Origin of the sequence: Vibrio mimicus CAIM 602 (genome assembly GCF_000338875.1) — a bacterium.
Lineage (GTDB): Bacteria > Pseudomonadota > Gammaproteobacteria > Enterobacterales > Vibrionaceae > Vibrio > Vibrio mimicus.
Map to the genome: position 1 here is coordinate 19,878 of NZ_AOMO01000040.1, position 15,860 is coordinate 35,737.

A 15,860-nucleotide genomic window follows, 5' to 3' on the forward strand; every position below is an offset into this window, starting at 1 on the left:
ATCCTAATAGCTTGAAGTTGCAGCCGATTGCGCTGCACTTCAAGTGGGGAAAGTAGAACCTTCCATCCAGCGATGGCCACTTTTATCTGCCTGAAACACGTTCATCGAATAGTGGTAAAACTGCTCTAATGCATCGGCCTGCGGTTTGGCTTGAAATTGGCGCAATAAAGCCAACCCAACTTCAAGTGTGCACAGATTGCCTTGCTGCTGATTGCGTCTTAGCCGATAAGCTGAAGCTTGTTGTGTGGTGAGGTGAACACGCGGTAAGTCGGCTAACCAAGGGCTTTTGCGCTCCATCTTTCTCGCTTCCTGCCAAGTGGCATCCAACACAATAAAGTGTGCACTCTCTTCAGCGGTCAGTGAGGTAAGTGCATGCTCTAAATCCACGCTCTCTTCTGAGGGGTAAACTAAAAACGAACGTGTATTGGGTTGTGCGATGCGCGCTTGTAGCGCTGTGTTGGCCGAAACTCGGCTCCAAGAGTACGCCTGACATTCATCGAGTGACTTGGTTAGCCAGCGCCCAGTATTGGTTTCGCGCTGCCACTCGTTATCGTGAGTGAGCAGCGAGAGTTGAAACGGTGCGGTGAGTTTAGGAATGGCGGCACACAAACATTGAAATTTGAGTCCGCACTCAGGACACACTGAACTCACAGTTTAACCCCGGATTGTCTTGGGGATACACCATCGGAAAACAGTACGACTTGGCTCATTTGTTCCGCTTTGGCTTCAGGGGCGACGCTCGGGTTAGTCGGGTAGCTAATGCCGTTGTATTGCAGGCTATGCACGGCAGGTTTTGCCCCGCCGCCACTGACGCTGAGCATCAAATCTTGCCAGCCATGATGGGTCTGTTTACCTAGACGAATAGGGTTCTGTACAAGGGTGACACGGCTGTTAAATCGCCATTGCTGATTTTGCTGTTCAAAAATCAACAAGGTACAACCACCAGTGCCGCACCAATCCAGTTGAACCAGAAGCTCAGGTTGTTCATCGCCATTAAGGTCGTACTTCAGCCAGCGATATTGGGTGTTGTCTGGTGAGGTTTTGTGAAGCGTGAAATAACGACGAATCGCTTGATCGACTTCTTCTTGATAATCCGCTCGTCCCGCGATCTGCTGGGCATGAATGGCTGCCTGACCCACGATAGGAGGCGGTGTCGCTTCGCTAAGTTCAATCATTGAACGAAACAGCACTAAGCCGCCATCCGCGATGTTGTAAACCGATTGACCAACCTTCTCTTTTTCAGCGGTCAGTTGATAACCGTCTCGCGTGAAAATACGCTCAGACAGTAAGTATTGCTGTTGGTGGCGAGTCATGACGACTTGGATCTGATCTGGGTTAATTTGTTGCCAGTAACCTTGCTCAATCACTGCTGGCTCACCATTTGCGTATTCATAGCGAGTTTGTGCGGTGTGATCTTTTTCTAAGGTTAAGCTAACACTAAACCCCGTTTGTTCTGTTGAACTCGCAAAATAGACGCCGCTCCATTCCTGTGTTGGATCAATATTGGCCAAAGTCGCACAGCCTTGATATTTATCACCCTTGAGCGAAAGTTTAGAACGCCACTGATAGAGGTTATCGCTCATGCCGTCTTTGCATTGCCCTTGCTCAAGCAGCAGTTCGCCATCTTCAAATTGGTAGCGGCGTTGCTCGGTGCTTAGCTGTGTGCGAGAGATCGCGAAGTGCCGTTTCTCTCCGCCTAAAGGCTGGAATTGCAAGCCACCATCAATAAAGCGCATCGACCAAAAAGGTTCGCTGCCAAAGGCGCGAGTTGGACTGGCTGGCTGCTCACAACCACGGCTTTCGCTGCTCAACTGGTTAATGTTTTGCACCTCAATGCGTGCCACATAATCGCCATTAAAGCCAGTTTGGCTTGGTGGCAAGAGTGTACCCACAATTTCCCCATACAGAGGTTGGTAAGGGTTGCGATTAAGAGCGAGAGCTTCGCGCAGTTGCTCTGGAGACAAATTGAGCCAAAACTGCTGATTGCTACCACATGGGGTAAAGCGTTGAACTTCATGGCCGACAACCACTTCACCGCGCAACATAAAGCTCTGTGGCTGGATGGTTTCTGGCTTATCGAGCGTAGCGGGGATAATTGGTGCTGGCTCGGGTTCTAAGTTTAACGATGAGGTGTTAGAGCATGCTTGTAACAGCATGGCGAGTGTGACAGCACAGAAGGGCAAAGCTCTCATTGATCAATTCCTTTGGCTCAAGATTTAGTCGTGATAACGGTTCAGTGGCAAGAATTATGGCATAAAGCTAGGACAAGCTAAACCGCCACAGGGTTCAATTGACAGAGTGCGGACACACAATCGAATTGCTTGCGAAGCGTTTCGCAGTTTCCTGCCTTGAAGCGGCAATTAAGCCACACCTTCGGGAAATCATAAAAACGCAAACGGCAGCGAAAGCTGCCGTTGTGTATTCGTTCTTCCCTTTTATTTCAAAAGCGGGAGGAATTACTGCGTGGTTTAGAACAAGTGTTGGTGTAGGTAATGCGCAACGGCATCATCCGCGTTGCTGCCAATCACTTCATTATTGGGTAGCGCCTTGAACACTTTTTCATGAGCAGTACCCATCACGAGGCCTTTGCCTGCCATGGACAGCATTTCTACATCGTTCATGCCATCACCAAATGCGATGCAGTTTTCTAAGTCGAGTTGTAGAGATTGAGCCACCGCTTGTAGCGCATCACCTTTTGACACGCCCGCGCACATCACTTCTAAACACCAAGGTGTTGAAAACGCGACGTTGATTTTATCGCCAAAGCGTTGATTGAGCAGGGTTTCGTACTGTACGAGATGTTCGTGATCTTGGTTTTCTTGGGTGAAGAAAATCTTGGCAATGCCATCGGTTGGTGCGTTATTGACATCAAAAACTCGATAGGTGAAACCAGAGTCTTCGTGAAAATGACGTAGGATTTCATCTTCTTTATTCAATAGCCACTCATCGTTACGGTAGAGATGCACAAATAGCTGCTCATCTTGTTTAACCGTATCAATCACTTCTTGTACTAGCTCCTGAGGTACGTTTTTGCTGTACATCAGTTGGTCATTTTGATCATGCACACGTGCACCATTCGACGTGATCATGTAGGCAGGAATTCCTGCAATTTCACGAATTCCAGCCACATCCACATGGTGACGACCAGTCGCGAAGATGAAGGTAAATCCTCGGTCATGCAGTTGCTTGAGAGTCTGTTTCGAGAATTCGCTCAACTGATGGTTAGGGGCGAGTAAAGTACCGTCGAGATCCGACGCCACGATTTTGTAAGTCTGTTTTTGTGCTGAAGTGGTCATAAAGTTCTCATGTTTCACTGTAGGCAGGATGACCCGTCACCCTAGGGCTTGTTAGTGTAGTGGAATTAAATGCGGAAAAAGAGGGTAAACCTCTCTCGCGGCTTTTCCTCAATTTTAATTACTTACAGAACTGGCAGAGAAAAAAACGCAAAATCTGCTCTAACGCCTGATTACGGTAAGCATCACGTTCAAAAAGAAGCTCATGTCGAGCGCCTGAAATAGTATGTAAAGCGGCACACTTTTGAGTGCGTGACAGTTTTTTTAATAGCCGATTTTGTGCTCGGTTGCAAACAATCGCCTCTTCACCTGCTTGTAAGATCAACAGCGGAATTTTTATCTGTCGAGTCAACTGTAAGCACTGTTTGGTTGCCATCAGACTGTGCCATACCCAGCGGTAACTGGGCCCGCCAATTTGTAATTCGGGATGTGCTTCATACAGTTCGCGAAACACTCGGTAGCGGATTTCACTGTGAGTGAGAAGGTTGAGATGAAATGGTTTGGGATGATAAGGCCCATAACCTGGTGCATAACTTGGTTTGGAGCTTAACGATGCCATCAACTGAGTGATCAGCAGTGCCAGCGGGCGAAGATACCAAGGCATTTTAACCCCAAACATCGGCGCGCTGAGTGCGATCGCATCAAAAGGATGTGTTGGGTTGGTTTGAATATAACGGGTAGCTACGGCACCACCCATTGAATGCGCTAATAGAAAACGTTGCTGATAATGACCAAGATTGAAGTGCTCCACCAAGTCTCTTAGGTCGGTGACATAATCTTGGAACTCATCGACGTAGCCAATCTGCCGATCTTCGGTCAGGCGATCGGATTTGCCTTGCCCTCGATGATCATAGGTGTACACATCAAAACCTTGGCGAAATAGGTCATAGCAAAGCTCTTGATATTTCCACGCAGACTCGATGCGTCCATTGACGATGACCACGGCTTTTTGGTGACTTGGATCTTTCAGGCTGCACCAATAAATGTGCTTCTTATCAAAACTGCGATAAGTTCCTTCGTGTCGAGTGTGCCACACTTGAGCTATCTCAAAGTTGAGAGCTTGCTCCAAACTCGACTCTTGCGTATAAGGATAAAGGTTTTTTTCAGGGTTCATAAGTTGACGATGTGGTTATGCGCGTTTGCGTTTGGCCTCAGTTGGCTAGCATAAGTCAGGAATGAGGAATTGCAATGGATATCCATGTTTGGCTTGCCTATTTGCTTACCGCTGTCGTGTTTAGTTTGGCCCCCGGGTCAGGCACGGTCAACTCGATCAGTAATGGATTAAGTTACGGTACCCGGCATTCGTTAGGGGCTATTGTTGGTCTGCAAATCGGTCTTGCTTGTCACATTGTGTTAGTGGGGGTTGGAATTGGCGCTTTGGTGGCTCAATCGGCACTCGCCTTTACTCTGATCAAATGGGTTGGTGCAGCGTACTTGCTATGGCTCGGTATACAAAAATGGCGCGACCGAACCCCGTTAACTGCGGTTACGCAGCAGGCTGAGCTATCACAATGGGCACTGCTTCGCAAAGCGGTGTTGATTAACCTGACCAACCCTAAATCTATCGTCTTTTTAGTGGCGTTATTTCCTCAATTTATTGATCCAGAAAGAAATCATCTGTCTCAGTTCTTGGTTCTCGGACTGACAACCGTTACTATTGATGCCCTTGTCATGTTCGGATACACAGCACTGGCTGCTCAGTTAGGTCGTTATATCCGTTCACCTAATATAATGACCAGAATGAATAAACTGTTTGGTTCGATGTTTATGGGCTGCGGAATGTTATTGGCGACTGCCAAAGCTTAAGCCAAGGCAACCCAATGAGGAAACCATGTACACTACCTATGTAGCACGCCAACCGATATTAAATGCGAAACGACACACGCTAGGCTATGAGCTGCTATTTCGTGATGGAGAGAGAAACGCGTTTCCTGAGTACATGGATGCTGATCGGGCGACTTATCGTTTGATCGTCGAAAACTTTTTATCAATGGGCACCAATCCTCGAATTGCCCGTTCGCGTTGTTTTATCAATTTTCCGCATAAAAGCCTGATTCGACGTCTGCCTTTAACTCTGCCGCGTGAGCAAATCGTGGTGGAAATTCTCGAAACTTGCCAACCAACAGATGATTTATTTGAAGCGGTGCAAGAGCTGAGTCAGCGTGGTTATCTGCTGGCTCTGGATGACTTTGTCTATTCACCAGCGTGGGAGCGCTTTCTGCCTTATGTGCAGATTGTCAAAATTGACATCATGGCGATGGGGTTAGATAAAGCGTGCGAATTTGTTCGCGAGCGGCTAGCAAAAGGCAGTCGTCGACGCTTTTTAGCCGAACGAGTAGAAACTGAAGATGAGTTCCATCAAGCGCGTCACGCGGGTTTTACTTTCTTCCAAGGCTATTTTTTCAGTAAGCCAGAAATAATCAAGCAGCGTTACATTAGCCCTGAGCATGTGATTGCCATGCAGTTGTTCCGAGAGGTTTGCCAGCCGGAAGTCGACTACGTTCGGGTTGAGCGGTTGGTGGCACAAGATATTGCACTCTCGTACAAGTTGCTGCGCTTCGTGAATACCATGTCGGATCGCATTGCGGTTTCCATCTCCTCATTTCGCCAAGCTTTGGTTTATTTGGGGCAGGATAAACTGCGTATTTTTGTTTCTTTGGCGGTGGCGTCTTATATCTCGTCCAAAAAGCCGAAGGAGCTTTACAACTTATCGCTACAAAGAGCGCAATTTTGCCAGTTGATGGCGACTCATCACCATTTTAAATCGTATCGTGATCAGGCGTTTCTCATTGGTATGTTCTCGGTTTTGGATGCCTTGCTGGATACTTCTATCGAACAATTGGTGGAACAGCTACCGTTAGCCGATGAAGTGAAACTGGCACTGCGTGACCGTGAAGGTCCATTAGGAGTTTTGCTGGATCTTGAAGAGTGTTTTGAAAAAGCGGATTGGCAAGGTGTTGAAGAGCGCTGTGATAAGCTTGGATTTGATCTGGAAGATGTTCGTCAGGAATTGATTGAAGCCCAGCGTTGGAGCCAGGACATCAATCGATTAATTTAGTAAATGGTCAGCCAGCCCGACTCTGAGGGTGTAGGATGATAAAGGCTGACCGACCAAATAGATTAACCTTTCTGCACCTTATGCCTTTTCAGTTTACAACCGAGGCGGTTTATTTCAGCCAAGCATTAAGCATCCACACTAGCTTCTCTTGCTCACGAATGTAGTCACTCATCAGAGCTGAAGTTCCTTCGTCACCGGTTTCACCTGCCAGCTCCAGAATATCGCGCTGTTGATGCAGCAGGACACTAAAACCATCCACCAAGCCTTGCATACTGGTACGGCCGTCGACCGAGTCGGTATGCTCTTTGATTTGCGTTGCTTTTAGATAGCCACTAAAGCTGTGCATAGGACGAGCGCTGAGGGTCAGGATACGTTCTGCCAGCTCATCAATTTTCAGTTGTAAATCGGTATAAATTTCTTCGAACTTAGCGTGCAACTCAAAAAAGTCTTTACCTTGAATATTCCAGTGGTAACCACGGGTATTCATGTAAAACACTTGATAGTTAGCAAGTAAGTTATTGAGCGCATTCGCCAGTTTTTGACTTTGTGTGGTATCAAGACCAATCAAATTCGTATTCATTTTACACCTCTCAGTTATGTGTTCTGCCTTGCGGCTTGAGTAAAGAATAAGCGGGGAGAGTGATGAAGGAAATTTGCTTTTTTTGATTTATTCAATAGCCACAGACTATCAAGGGAGAATGGGATGTGACCTTTTGCAGGAGATTGACTCAAGATTAACAGGCATGGATGAAGAGTATTTATAGTGCAATGAAAAAACAGGAACTGAATGTGCAGCAACGAGTCTTTTTCTTCGATTTATTGAGAGCGATCGCCGCGGTAGCCGTGATTGCGATCCATGTATTAGGCCCTTATCGAGATTTATTGGGGGAGATTCCTTTCGCTGAGTGGTTAACCGCCGTCACGGTTAATGGTGCCAGTCGTTGGGCGGTTCCTGTTTTTATTATGATCTCAGGAGCGCTCATGTTGAGCGATCATCGGCCTTTTGAGCTGCGTTATTACCTAGAGCGTCGATTGGGTAAAGTGTTTATCCCCTTTGTGGTTTGGTCACTGTTTTATGCCGTTTTATCTGGTTGTAGTGTCTCTGGCTTTGATGGTGCAATCGCATGGCAAACTTTACTCTCAAGTCCACAGCATGAAACCTATTACCACCTAGGCTTTTTCTATTACTTTATTCCACTTTATTTAGTGATCCCTTTCCTGCAATGGGGCGTCCAACGTTGGGACAATTCTGCGCTTTACGCTTTAGTGGCGGTGTGGTTGCTAACCACAGTACTTAATTTGCTAAGGCTAGATGGGCCTTGGAGTAATGATTTGTGGCTATTCTCAGGGTATTTACCGCTCGGTTATCTACTTTATCAAAAGTGGCCATTAAACCGCGGGAGTGTATTGGGCATAGCCTTGGTTGGACTGGTTTCACTCTATATTACGGTACATGCTGTGGTGATGCTTAGTCTGGCCGAGAATGAGTACAGTGTTGGACGTTGGTTTTCATACAAGACGATTAATGTGGTGTTGATTGCGAGTATGGTGTTTATCTTGGCGCGAGCCTTAGCCACTAAGCTGCCGTTGAGTTGGCAGCGAGGTGCTAGCTTTGTCAGTCGACACAGCTTGGGCATCTATCTATTGCATCCCATTTTTCTCTGGCCAATGAAAGCGTATGGCTGGTGGCAAGGAAATCCGGTGTGGGTGATCCCACTCTGGGTCGTAATCAGTGGAGTGGGATCGTTATGGGTCAGTTGGCTAGTATCACGCAGTTCCAAAACACGTTGGTTGCTGCCTTAGCGTTTTAGGGCGAAATGCAGAAATTGGGTGCCACGGTAGGTAAGAGTGCCTTTGTCACCGGGATTGAGCGCATGGAAATAATGAATGCCAACTTGAAACTCGCGTTTAGGTCCTACACGCCCTTTTTGCACGTAAATCCAAAACTCTTGATCGTCTTGGCCGGGAAGCGGGTGAGGAATATCGATGACTTGTTTATCCAGAACCGTCACTTCGGCAGTTCGTTCGGGGGCATTCTCTCCATGTAGGTGACGGCGGTAGAAGTGGCTGAAAAACCAAAGAGCAGCAATAATCAATAAAGCTAAAGAGATCAACAGAGTGTAGGGCATGTCCGCCTCCTATGCGAAATACGCAGCCATTTTAGCGAATGGCGTATTTTGCCAAGCAATTTGTGAGCAGAAAGAGACGTCAGGCAACTATCAGGTAAAATTTTTCGGCTTATCTCACACTTTGTCAGCCGTTGAACTGCTAACAATTGGATATTGAGGCTTTGGCTGTTAGAAAGGATGCAAGAAGTGAGGAAAGCGCAGGAGGGCGAATATGTCAGAAATTGAACAAGTTGTTCTACGTACGCGAAAACTCGAAACTTTATTGCGCGAACAATACCATGCTGAAGGGAAAGGTCTGCACCAGTTAGTTACCAGTTGTGAAGAGCGTTTGCCGCATGATGTGATAAAGAAACTCCGCTATGTCGCTACGATTCGCAACAAGATTGTGCATGAAGACGATTTCCGATTAGACGATCGCAAAGCTTTTTTGGCCGTTTGCCAAGAGTGCGAGGATGAGTTAACCCCAAGAAGTGGAAAGTTTGTTTGGCGTATCGCTTTTATGTTGATGATGTTGATCACACTAGGTGCCATTTTTTTCTATTACTGGCATTGGGAAGAGCTTTCGCAACATTTCCAATAGATAGAAATTAAGAAAACAAAAAAGGACGCCATGCGTCCTTTTTGGTTTTTAAACATTGACTTAGTACATCATGGGCAGTGTCATTAGGCCAATGATTACTGCGATCATAACGAGTCCTTGTTTCTGAGATGAAGAAATCATAACACTGCTCCTTTATTTGTTTACTCATTCTGTAAAAAAAGAATAGATCATTTAGTCAGGTTGATCAATAGATCTGAGGCTAAAGTTTAAAAAAACACAGTTCTTTTACTTTATTGACCTATTCTGGACAGAGTAAAGTCCTACTTTTGGGCTGTTTTAATCGTAATCGCAATGCGTGTTTATTATCCGTTCCTGATTTTAAGTTGTTGTTTTTAATTGTTTTGATTGTTGCTTTTTTATGGTTGAGCTTTGTTCTGTTTGTACTTATATGCTTTTGTCCTGGTTTGAGTGATGGGGTTTGGCAAATTGCCAATTTATGAGAAATTGAAATAGCTTGTCGAGAGTAAATGTCATTTGCCTATCTGGTCTGATGAGGTGTATTGATATTTTGTAATAGAAATGCAGTGTTTTTGATTAAATTATTTTTGGTTCTTCATTTTATGGCATTTAAATTTTAATCGATTGATTTTTATTGTTTTTATTAGTTTAAATTTTTAGCTTAATATGATTATTTAGCCTGTATGTCTTGTGTTTATTTGTTTGTTTTTCTAATAATTTAACTTATTCGACCTTTGTTGCTTGTTTTTGTGAGTTTGTCAGATTGTTGTCGTTCAAGGGAATCATTACTATTTTGTATAGCCGCTTAAAGTAGGATTCGCTAGCAAGATCCAACTTTTTGCGTTCACAACTGGACATCAAAGGTGAGATCCCTACACTGGCGACAGTTTAGGTTAGAGGTATGGGCATGTTGAGCTGGATTTCTGTCGTGTTGTCGGGGTTTATCAGCATTTCTGCTTATGAAGATCAAAAAGTTAAACAGGCTGTGTTCTTCAGAATGTTCAGTCTATTTCTGCTGATTATGATCATCTGGGAACGACACTCTCACGCTACCCCCGCGCTGGTATGGATATCACTTGGGCTTGCTGTTTCTATGCTCGCACATGGTATGCGCTTGAACGTTCGTTACCATCGAGCCAGTTTTGTGCTGTTTTTGGTTGCTCAACTCTTTTTTAGTAAAGCTTTTTGGGTGCAACTCTCAGGCGCAATGGTGTGGTGGTTGCCCGCATTATTAGTCGCTGCCAGCATCGTGGCTTTTTTCTTGTTACTACCCCAAATTGATACTTTGATTTTCCCCGTCACTATCATGGGGCTTATGCTGGTTCAAATGACTTGGGCAGCAGGAGAGTTATGGTTGCAAGATGTCACACTTGCGTCTGCGGCGGGGTTTCTTGGCTGCCTCGTTTATATTCTTTCGGCAACTCTGTTAGCCATTCACGATTATCGACGGCCGTTACCTCTGGGCCATTATCTGATATCGACAACTTATCTCGCGGCTCAAGCGTTGATTTCTGCCTCTCTCGTGCTCTAACCTAACTTCGACACAAAAAAAACCGCCTTACGGCGGTTTTTTTACATCATATATTTACGGCGAATGTCCAACAGGGCAAAAATGCCGAAGATCAGTATCGACCATTTCTCCCAACGTTTTAAAGGTACCTTATCGCCAAAAGCGCCGATGAAAATCAGCATTTGCAAGCCATGCATGATCAGTAAAAACGCGGTCATGATGTAGAGAGCGATTGCTGCATTACCCGGAAATGGTGTGATGATATTGACCAGCAAAACCAACCACACAAAGCCGATGGCCGCTTTGGCTAACCAGAGTAGTGCTTTCATTGTTCTTCCCTTATAAACAGCCGATAACAGACTTGTCCGGCACTCTTTTCTCGATGCAGATGCCAATGAGAGGGTAATTCAGTCAGTGGCAGCTCTTTTTCGCACTCAATATAAATCATCGCTTGTGGCGAGAGCCAACCGTTTTGCTCTAGTAACTGAGTGGTTTCCTGTAACAAACCTTGTCGAAAAGGTGGATCAATAAACACCACGTCATAAGGTTTGCCTGATTGTCGCAGAAAGGCGAGTGCATCCGTGTGAATAAGCTCAATATTTTCCGCTTTGAGGCTCAGTACATTCGTTTTCAATTGATTAAACGCGAGAGGGTTCAGCTCCAGCATAGTCACTTGACTTGCTTGGCGTGAAGCACATTCAAAGCCCAACCCACCCGAACCAGCAAAGAGATCGAGACAGCGTGACTGCGGTACTTCTTGAGCTAACCAGTTGAATAGAGTTTCTTTGACTCTATCGGTCGTTGGGCGCAACCCTTCGGCATCATGAACGGGCAGTTTTCGGCCGCGCCACAGACCGCTAATAATCCGAACTTGCCCAGTAGGGGCCTTTTTTTGTGATGGGTTTGGCTGGCGACGTCTTTGCATAGATTTTTTGACCGCTAATTAAGTGTTACTATAACTCACTTGTCAGCCATTCGGCGGGACAACCCGAGTTAACATAAAAAACTTGGCAAAGTGTACCAAGCGAAGCAAAAAGTTTTCACTGCTTTGTCATTTTTCTTTTCTGGCCCACGATAATGGCCAAGAAAAGTCTGTATTCAAATAAAGCGATTCAGGATAGCTCCAGATGACGGAAAAAAAGAAGCGTGGCTTGTTGTCATGGCTTGGATTTGGTGACGAAGAGAAAAACCAAACCACTTCAACGGATACTCAAACGCAGGATGAACCACAAAGCCAACCCGAAGTTGAAGCGGTTGCGATTCAAGCTGAAACTGCGTTAACAGAAACAGAAACAGAAACAGAAACAGAAGAAATTGCGGTTGTCGAACCAACACGTATTGTGGAGCAAGAGAAACCGACCGAAAATTTCTTTGCACGTTTAAAACGTAGCCTTAGCCGTACGAAAGCCAATATTGGTGCAGGCTTCTTTGGTCTGTTCAAAGGCAAGAAAATTGATGATGAGTTGTTTGAAGAGCTCGAAGAACAACTGCTGATTGCCGATGTCGGGATGGATACCACCACCAAAATCATCACGAATTTGACGGCGAAAGCCTCTCGCCAACAACTACGTGATGGTGAAGCGCTGTATGGTCTGCTTAAAGAAGAGATGACGGAGATTTTGGCTCAGGTTGAGCAGCCACTTGTGATTGAGACCGATAAGAAACCTTACGTGATCTTGATGGTGGGTGTGAATGGCGTGGGTAAAACCACCACGATCGGTAAGCTTGCCAAACAGTTCCAAGCGCAAGGCAAGAAAGTGATGCTGGCTGCGGGCGATACTTTCCGTGCTGCCGCTGTTGAGCAGTTACAAGTATGGGGTGAGCGTAACCAAGTTCCTGTAATCGCTCAGCATACAGGTGCAGACAGTGCATCGGTTATTTATGATGCGATTGAAGCGGCGAAAGCGCGCGGTATTGATGTGGTCATCGCGGATACGGCTGGTCGTCTGCAAAACAAAAGTAACTTGATGGAAGAGCTGCGCAAAATTGTTCGAGTGATGAAGAAAATTGACGATAGCGCACCACACGAAATCATGTTGACGCTGGATGCTGGCACAGGGCAAAACGCGATCAGTCAGGCGAAGCTATTTAGTGAAGTCGCTCCTATTACAGGCATTACACTCACTAAGCTGGACGGCACAGCCAAAGGCGGTGTGATTTTCGCGATTGCCGATCAATTCCAGATCCCAATCCGTTATATCGGTGTCGGTGAGAAAATTGACGACTTACGTCCATTTGCAACACAAGAGTTTATCGACGCGCTGTTTAGCCGCGAAGAGTAACCAAATCTGAGTTGGCATAGTGTGCCAGCCTTGTCAGGGGGAGACGGCGTGATCAGATTTCAGCAAGTCAGTAAAGCGTATCGAGGTGGACGACAAGCGCTACAGAAAGTGGATTTTCACTTACGGCGTGGTGAAATGGCCTTTCTTGGTGGCCATTCTGGGGCAGGGAAAAGCACTCTGCTCAAGCTGATTTGTGCCATTGAACGTCCCACCGATGGCAAAATTAGCTTTAATGGTCACGACATTACTCGTATCCCTAACAAGGATATTCCTTTTTTGCGCCGCAACATTGGGATTGTGTTCCAAGACCATCGCCTGCTGATGGATCGCAGTATCTATGACAATGTCGCGTTACCGATGCGTATTGAATCGATAGCGGAAAATGAAATTAAGCGCCGGGTATCTGCCGCGCTCGATAAAACGGGATTGCTTGATAAAGCCCGCTGTCTGCCAAGCCAGCTTTCTGGTGGCGAACAGCAGCGAGTAGGGATTGCCCGAGCCGTCGTAAACCGCCCGACATTATTACTGGCGGATGAACCGACAGGTAACTTGGATCCTGAGCTTTCCAACCGAGTGCTACGTTTGTTTGAAGAGTTTAATCGCGCGGGTGTGACCATCCTGCTGGCGACGCACGATATTCATCTGGTGAATTCGCGTCCGCAATATCGTCATCTGGAACTCAATCAGGGTTTTTTAAGTGAGGTAGCGGATTATGGCTGTTAAGCCGGGTAACAAGAAAATCAGCAAAACGACCAAAAGCAAACCGCGCGATGTCAAACGAGCAAAAACGGATAGCTTTCTCGCGATTCATCTGAAACAGGCGAAAGTTTCATTTGCCGCGTTATGGCGACGCCCGCTTGGTAACATATTGACCTTGGCGGTGATTTCCATGGCATTGGCACTGCCTGCCAGTTTGTATCTGCTGAGTAAGAACATCGCTTCCGTTGCTGAGCGAGTGGCTGGGCCTTCTCAACTCAGTGTTTACTTACAAACCGATATTCCCGAACCACGAGTCATTGTATTAAAAGATGATTTAGAACGTCGTGATGAAGTGGCCCAAGTGAGTTATATCTCGCCACAACAAGGTTTAGATGATTTAAGTCAGTATGCAGGTTTTGAGCAAGCCATTAGCCTGCTCGATAATGCCACTTTACCAGCGGTGCTCGTAGTGACACCGAAGGTGGATAATCGGCAGCAAATCCAAACCTTAGCGCAAGCTATACAAGCTGAAGATGGTGTAACCGATGTGCGTATGGATGAGGATTGGTTTGCCCGTTTGGATGCCATTCGTCACTTAGCGACCATCGTGGTGATCAGCTTATCTAGCTTAATGCTGATGTCGGTATTTTTGATTGTGGGCAATACGCTACGTTTTAATGTTCAAGCCAACAAAGAAGAGATCCAAACCATGAAACTCATCGGCGCGACCGATGCGTATATTCTGCGTCCTTACCTTTATTCGGGGATGTGGTTTGGTTTGCTCGGTGCTGTAGCTGCATGGTTATTGACGGCATTAATGACGGTTCTACTCAATGGCGCGGTTGAAGCACTCGCTCAGTTGTATGACAGCCGTTTCCGTTTGATTGGTCTTGGCTGGGATGAATCGCTACTGCTTTTGATGCTCGGCGTATTCCTCGGATGTGTTGCGGCAAAAGTCTCTGCGCAACGACATTTAAAAGAAATTGAACCTGTTTAGGTGACAACGGTCATAAATGGGCGGTTGATTCAAAGTTGAGGCTGAACTTGACTTGAGTTGCACTTTTGTTTATGCATAATGACCAGTCAAACTTGAAACCTGTTCATTTTAGGTTCAAGCTTGTTGCGGTAAAACAGCGTATCCAGATCAGAGAATGATGAGGAATTGAATGACTAACCAAGCGTATCCAATGGCTCTTGTTTCCCAAGACAGCTTAGATAGCTACATCCGCTCCGTTAACGGTTATCCGATGCTGAGTGCAGATGAAGAGCGCGAGCTGGCAGAGCGATTACATTACAAAGGGGATATCGATGCTGCGAAAGGCTTGATCTTGTCGCACCTACGATTTGTTGTTCACGTTGCTCGTGGTTATTCCGGTTATGGCCTGCCAATGGCGGATTTAGTGCAAGAAGGCAATATCGGTCTGATGAAAGCGGTTAAGCGCTTTAACCCAGAGATGGGGGTAAGACTGGTTTCTTTTGCGGTGCACTGGATTAAAGCCGAAATTCATGAATACGTGCTACGTAACTGGCGTATTGTGAAAATCGCGACGACTAAAGCACAGCGCAAACTGTTCTTTAATCTGCGTAAATCGAAAAAACGCCTTGGCTGGTTTAATAACGGCGAAGTCGAAACCGTAGCACGCGAGTTGGGTGTTGAACCTTCTGAAGTGCGTGAAATGGAATCTCGTTTGGCAGCACAAGATGCAGCGTTTGAGATGTCAGCAGAAGATGATGAGAACGGCATGGCCTACACAGCGCCTGTGCTGTATCTCGAAGATAAACATTCTGATTTGGCGGACAACCTAGAAGCGGAAAACTGGGAAGCGCATACTACACAGCGCCTCAGCATGGCTCTGGCAAGTCTTGATGAGCGTAGCCAACACATTGTGCGTGCTCGTTGGTTGGATGATGACAACAAGACTACACTGCAAGATTTGGCCGAAATGTATGGTGTTTCTGCTGAGCGTATTCGTCAGCTTGAGAAAAACGCGATGCGTAAGCTGAAAGAAGCAGTGGGTGAGTTCTGATCCCGAATTAATTTTGACGGCAAATTCGCGGTCGAAGTGAGATGAGAAAAGGTCTGGTTAATACCAGACCTTTTTGTTGTCATCCCTAAACCACCGCTTTCAGCGGTGGTGATTATTCCTAGGGGCTTTTGCCCGAAAATGCGCCCATGTTAAAGACAAACTCTTATTCACCATAAGTAAGAGGAGTCAAATAACATGGGCGACTATCGAAGTTCATCACACGTCTATTGGCGTTGTAAATATCATATCGTTTGGACACCAAAATTTCGTTTTAAGATCTTAAAAGGCAATGTGGCGAAAGAG

Annotated in this window: 18 protein-coding genes; 10 read left to right on the forward strand and 8 right to left on the reverse strand. The window is 46.1% G+C overall.

From position 1 onward, the window contains the following. Positions 1-39 precede the first annotated feature (39 nt). The 4 genes from D908_RS06655 to D908_RS06640 all read right to left on the reverse strand — a co-directional run bounded on the left by D908_RS06655 (position 40) and on the right by D908_RS06640 (position 4,407). Entirely contained in the window at positions 40-651 is a 612-nt protein-coding gene (locus D908_RS06655) for a tRNA-uridine aminocarboxypropyltransferase (RefSeq protein WP_000099809.1), read from the reverse strand. Next, a complete protein-coding gene (locus tag D908_RS06650) occupies positions 648-2,192 on the reverse strand; it encodes a COG3650 family protein (RefSeq protein ID WP_005525402.1) in 1,545 nt (514 codons plus the stop codon). The genes D908_RS06655 and D908_RS06650 overlap by 4 nt, the downstream gene beginning before the upstream one ends. A gap of 276 nt (positions 2,193-2,468) precedes the next feature. Continuing rightward, a complete protein-coding gene (locus tag D908_RS06645; protein ID WP_000213480.1) occupies positions 2,469-3,296 on the reverse strand; it encodes a Cof-type HAD-IIB family hydrolase in 828 nt (275 codons plus the stop codon). A 118-nt stretch (positions 3,297-3,414) separates the two neighbouring features. Beyond that, positions 3,415-4,407, reverse strand: a complete 993-nt coding sequence (locus D908_RS06640) for an alpha/beta fold hydrolase (protein WP_005525404.1) — start codon at positions 4,405-4,407, stop codon at positions 3,415-3,417. 74 nt (positions 4,408-4,481) lie between these two features. On the opposite strand from D908_RS06640, the gene rhtB reads away from it, so the two are divergent. Both rhtB and D908_RS06630 read left to right on the forward strand, forming a co-directional pair. Then, complete coding sequence (gene rhtB / locus D908_RS06635) at positions 4,482-5,099, forward strand: homoserine/homoserine lactone efflux protein (RefSeq protein WP_005525406.1); 618 nt, start codon at positions 4,482-4,484, stop codon at positions 5,097-5,099. Between the two features lie 25 nt (positions 5,100-5,124). Further along, complete coding sequence (locus D908_RS06630; RefSeq protein WP_000288844.1) at positions 5,125-6,351, forward strand: EAL and HDOD domain-containing protein; 1,227 nt, start codon at positions 5,125-5,127, stop codon at positions 6,349-6,351. Positions 6,352-6,460: 109 nt separating this feature from the next. Here D908_RS06630 and D908_RS06625 read toward each other — a convergent pair whose 3' ends face one another. Next, positions 6,461-6,931, reverse strand: a complete 471-nt coding sequence (locus tag D908_RS06625) for a Dps family protein (RefSeq protein ID WP_001095477.1) — start codon at positions 6,929-6,931, stop codon at positions 6,461-6,463. Positions 6,932-7,140: 209 nt separating this feature from the next. Between D908_RS06625 and D908_RS06620 the strand changes: the two genes are divergently transcribed. Then, positions 7,141-8,154: an acyltransferase gene (locus D908_RS06620; protein WP_005525408.1), complete on the forward strand. Its 1,014-nt coding sequence runs from the start codon at positions 7,141-7,143 to the stop codon at positions 8,152-8,154. Here the strand turns inward: D908_RS06620 and D908_RS06615 are convergent. After that, positions 8,151-8,480 carry a DUF2500 domain-containing protein gene (locus D908_RS06615; protein WP_001147127.1) on the reverse strand — a complete coding sequence of 110 codons (330 nt, stop codon included), beginning with the start codon at positions 8,478-8,480 and terminating at the stop codon, positions 8,151-8,153. The two genes, D908_RS06620 and D908_RS06615, sit on opposite strands and share 4 nt — an antisense overlap. A gap of 211 nt (positions 8,481-8,691) precedes the next feature. Between D908_RS06615 and D908_RS06610 the strand changes: the two genes are divergently transcribed. Together D908_RS06610 and D908_RS06600 are read left to right on the forward strand one after the other, a co-directional pair. After that, the gene (locus tag D908_RS06610; protein ID WP_001289438.1) at positions 8,692-9,060 is read left to right on the forward strand and encodes a hypothetical protein; all 369 of its coding nucleotides are present in this window, start codon (positions 8,692-8,694) and stop codon (positions 9,058-9,060) included. A gap of 880 nt (positions 9,061-9,940) precedes the next feature. Then, positions 9,941-10,570 (forward strand): lysoplasmalogenase, encoded by a 630-nt coding sequence (locus D908_RS06600; RefSeq protein ID WP_005525412.1) that lies wholly within the window; start codon positions 9,941-9,943, stop codon positions 10,568-10,570. A 41-nt stretch (positions 10,571-10,611) separates the two neighbouring features. Here D908_RS06600 and D908_RS06595 read toward each other — a convergent pair whose 3' ends face one another. Further along, on the reverse strand, positions 10,612-10,878 hold the full coding sequence (locus D908_RS06595; RefSeq protein WP_000645842.1) for a DUF1145 domain-containing protein: 267 nt from the start codon (positions 10,876-10,878) through the stop codon (positions 10,612-10,614). Next, entirely contained in the window at positions 10,875-11,474 is a 600-nt protein-coding gene (gene rsmD, locus D908_RS06590) for a 16S rRNA (guanine(966)-N(2))-methyltransferase RsmD (RefSeq protein ID WP_001189771.1), read from the reverse strand. The genes D908_RS06595 and rsmD overlap by 4 nt, the downstream gene beginning before the upstream one ends. A 202-nt stretch (positions 11,475-11,676) precedes the next feature. On the opposite strand from rsmD, the gene ftsY reads away from it, so the two are divergent. The 5 genes from ftsY to D908_RS20545 all read left to right on the forward strand — a co-directional run. Beyond that, the gene (ftsY, locus tag D908_RS06585; protein WP_005525413.1) at positions 11,677-12,831 is read left to right on the forward strand and encodes a signal recognition particle-docking protein FtsY; all 1,155 of its coding nucleotides are present in this window, start codon (positions 11,677-11,679) and stop codon (positions 12,829-12,831) included. A 48-nt stretch (positions 12,832-12,879) separates the two neighbouring features. Continuing rightward, positions 12,880-13,554: a cell division ATP-binding protein FtsE gene (ftsE, locus tag D908_RS06580; protein WP_000617860.1), complete on the forward strand. Its 675-nt coding sequence runs from the start codon at positions 12,880-12,882 to the stop codon at positions 13,552-13,554. Next, positions 13,544-14,527 (forward strand): permease-like cell division protein FtsX, encoded by a 984-nt coding sequence (gene ftsX, locus D908_RS06575; RefSeq protein WP_005525416.1) that lies wholly within the window; start codon positions 13,544-13,546, stop codon positions 14,525-14,527. Before ftsE ends, ftsX begins: the two co-directional genes overlap by 11 nt. A gap of 169 nt (positions 14,528-14,696) precedes the next feature. Then, positions 14,697-15,557, forward strand: coding sequence for an RNA polymerase sigma factor RpoH (gene rpoH, locus D908_RS06570; RefSeq protein WP_000184360.1), 861 nt, complete (start codon positions 14,697-14,699; stop codon positions 15,555-15,557). 195 nt (positions 15,558-15,752) lie between these two features. After that, on the forward strand, positions 15,753-15,860 hold a 108-nt coding region (locus D908_RS20545; RefSeq protein ID WP_005525418.1), incomplete at its 3' end, for a transposase.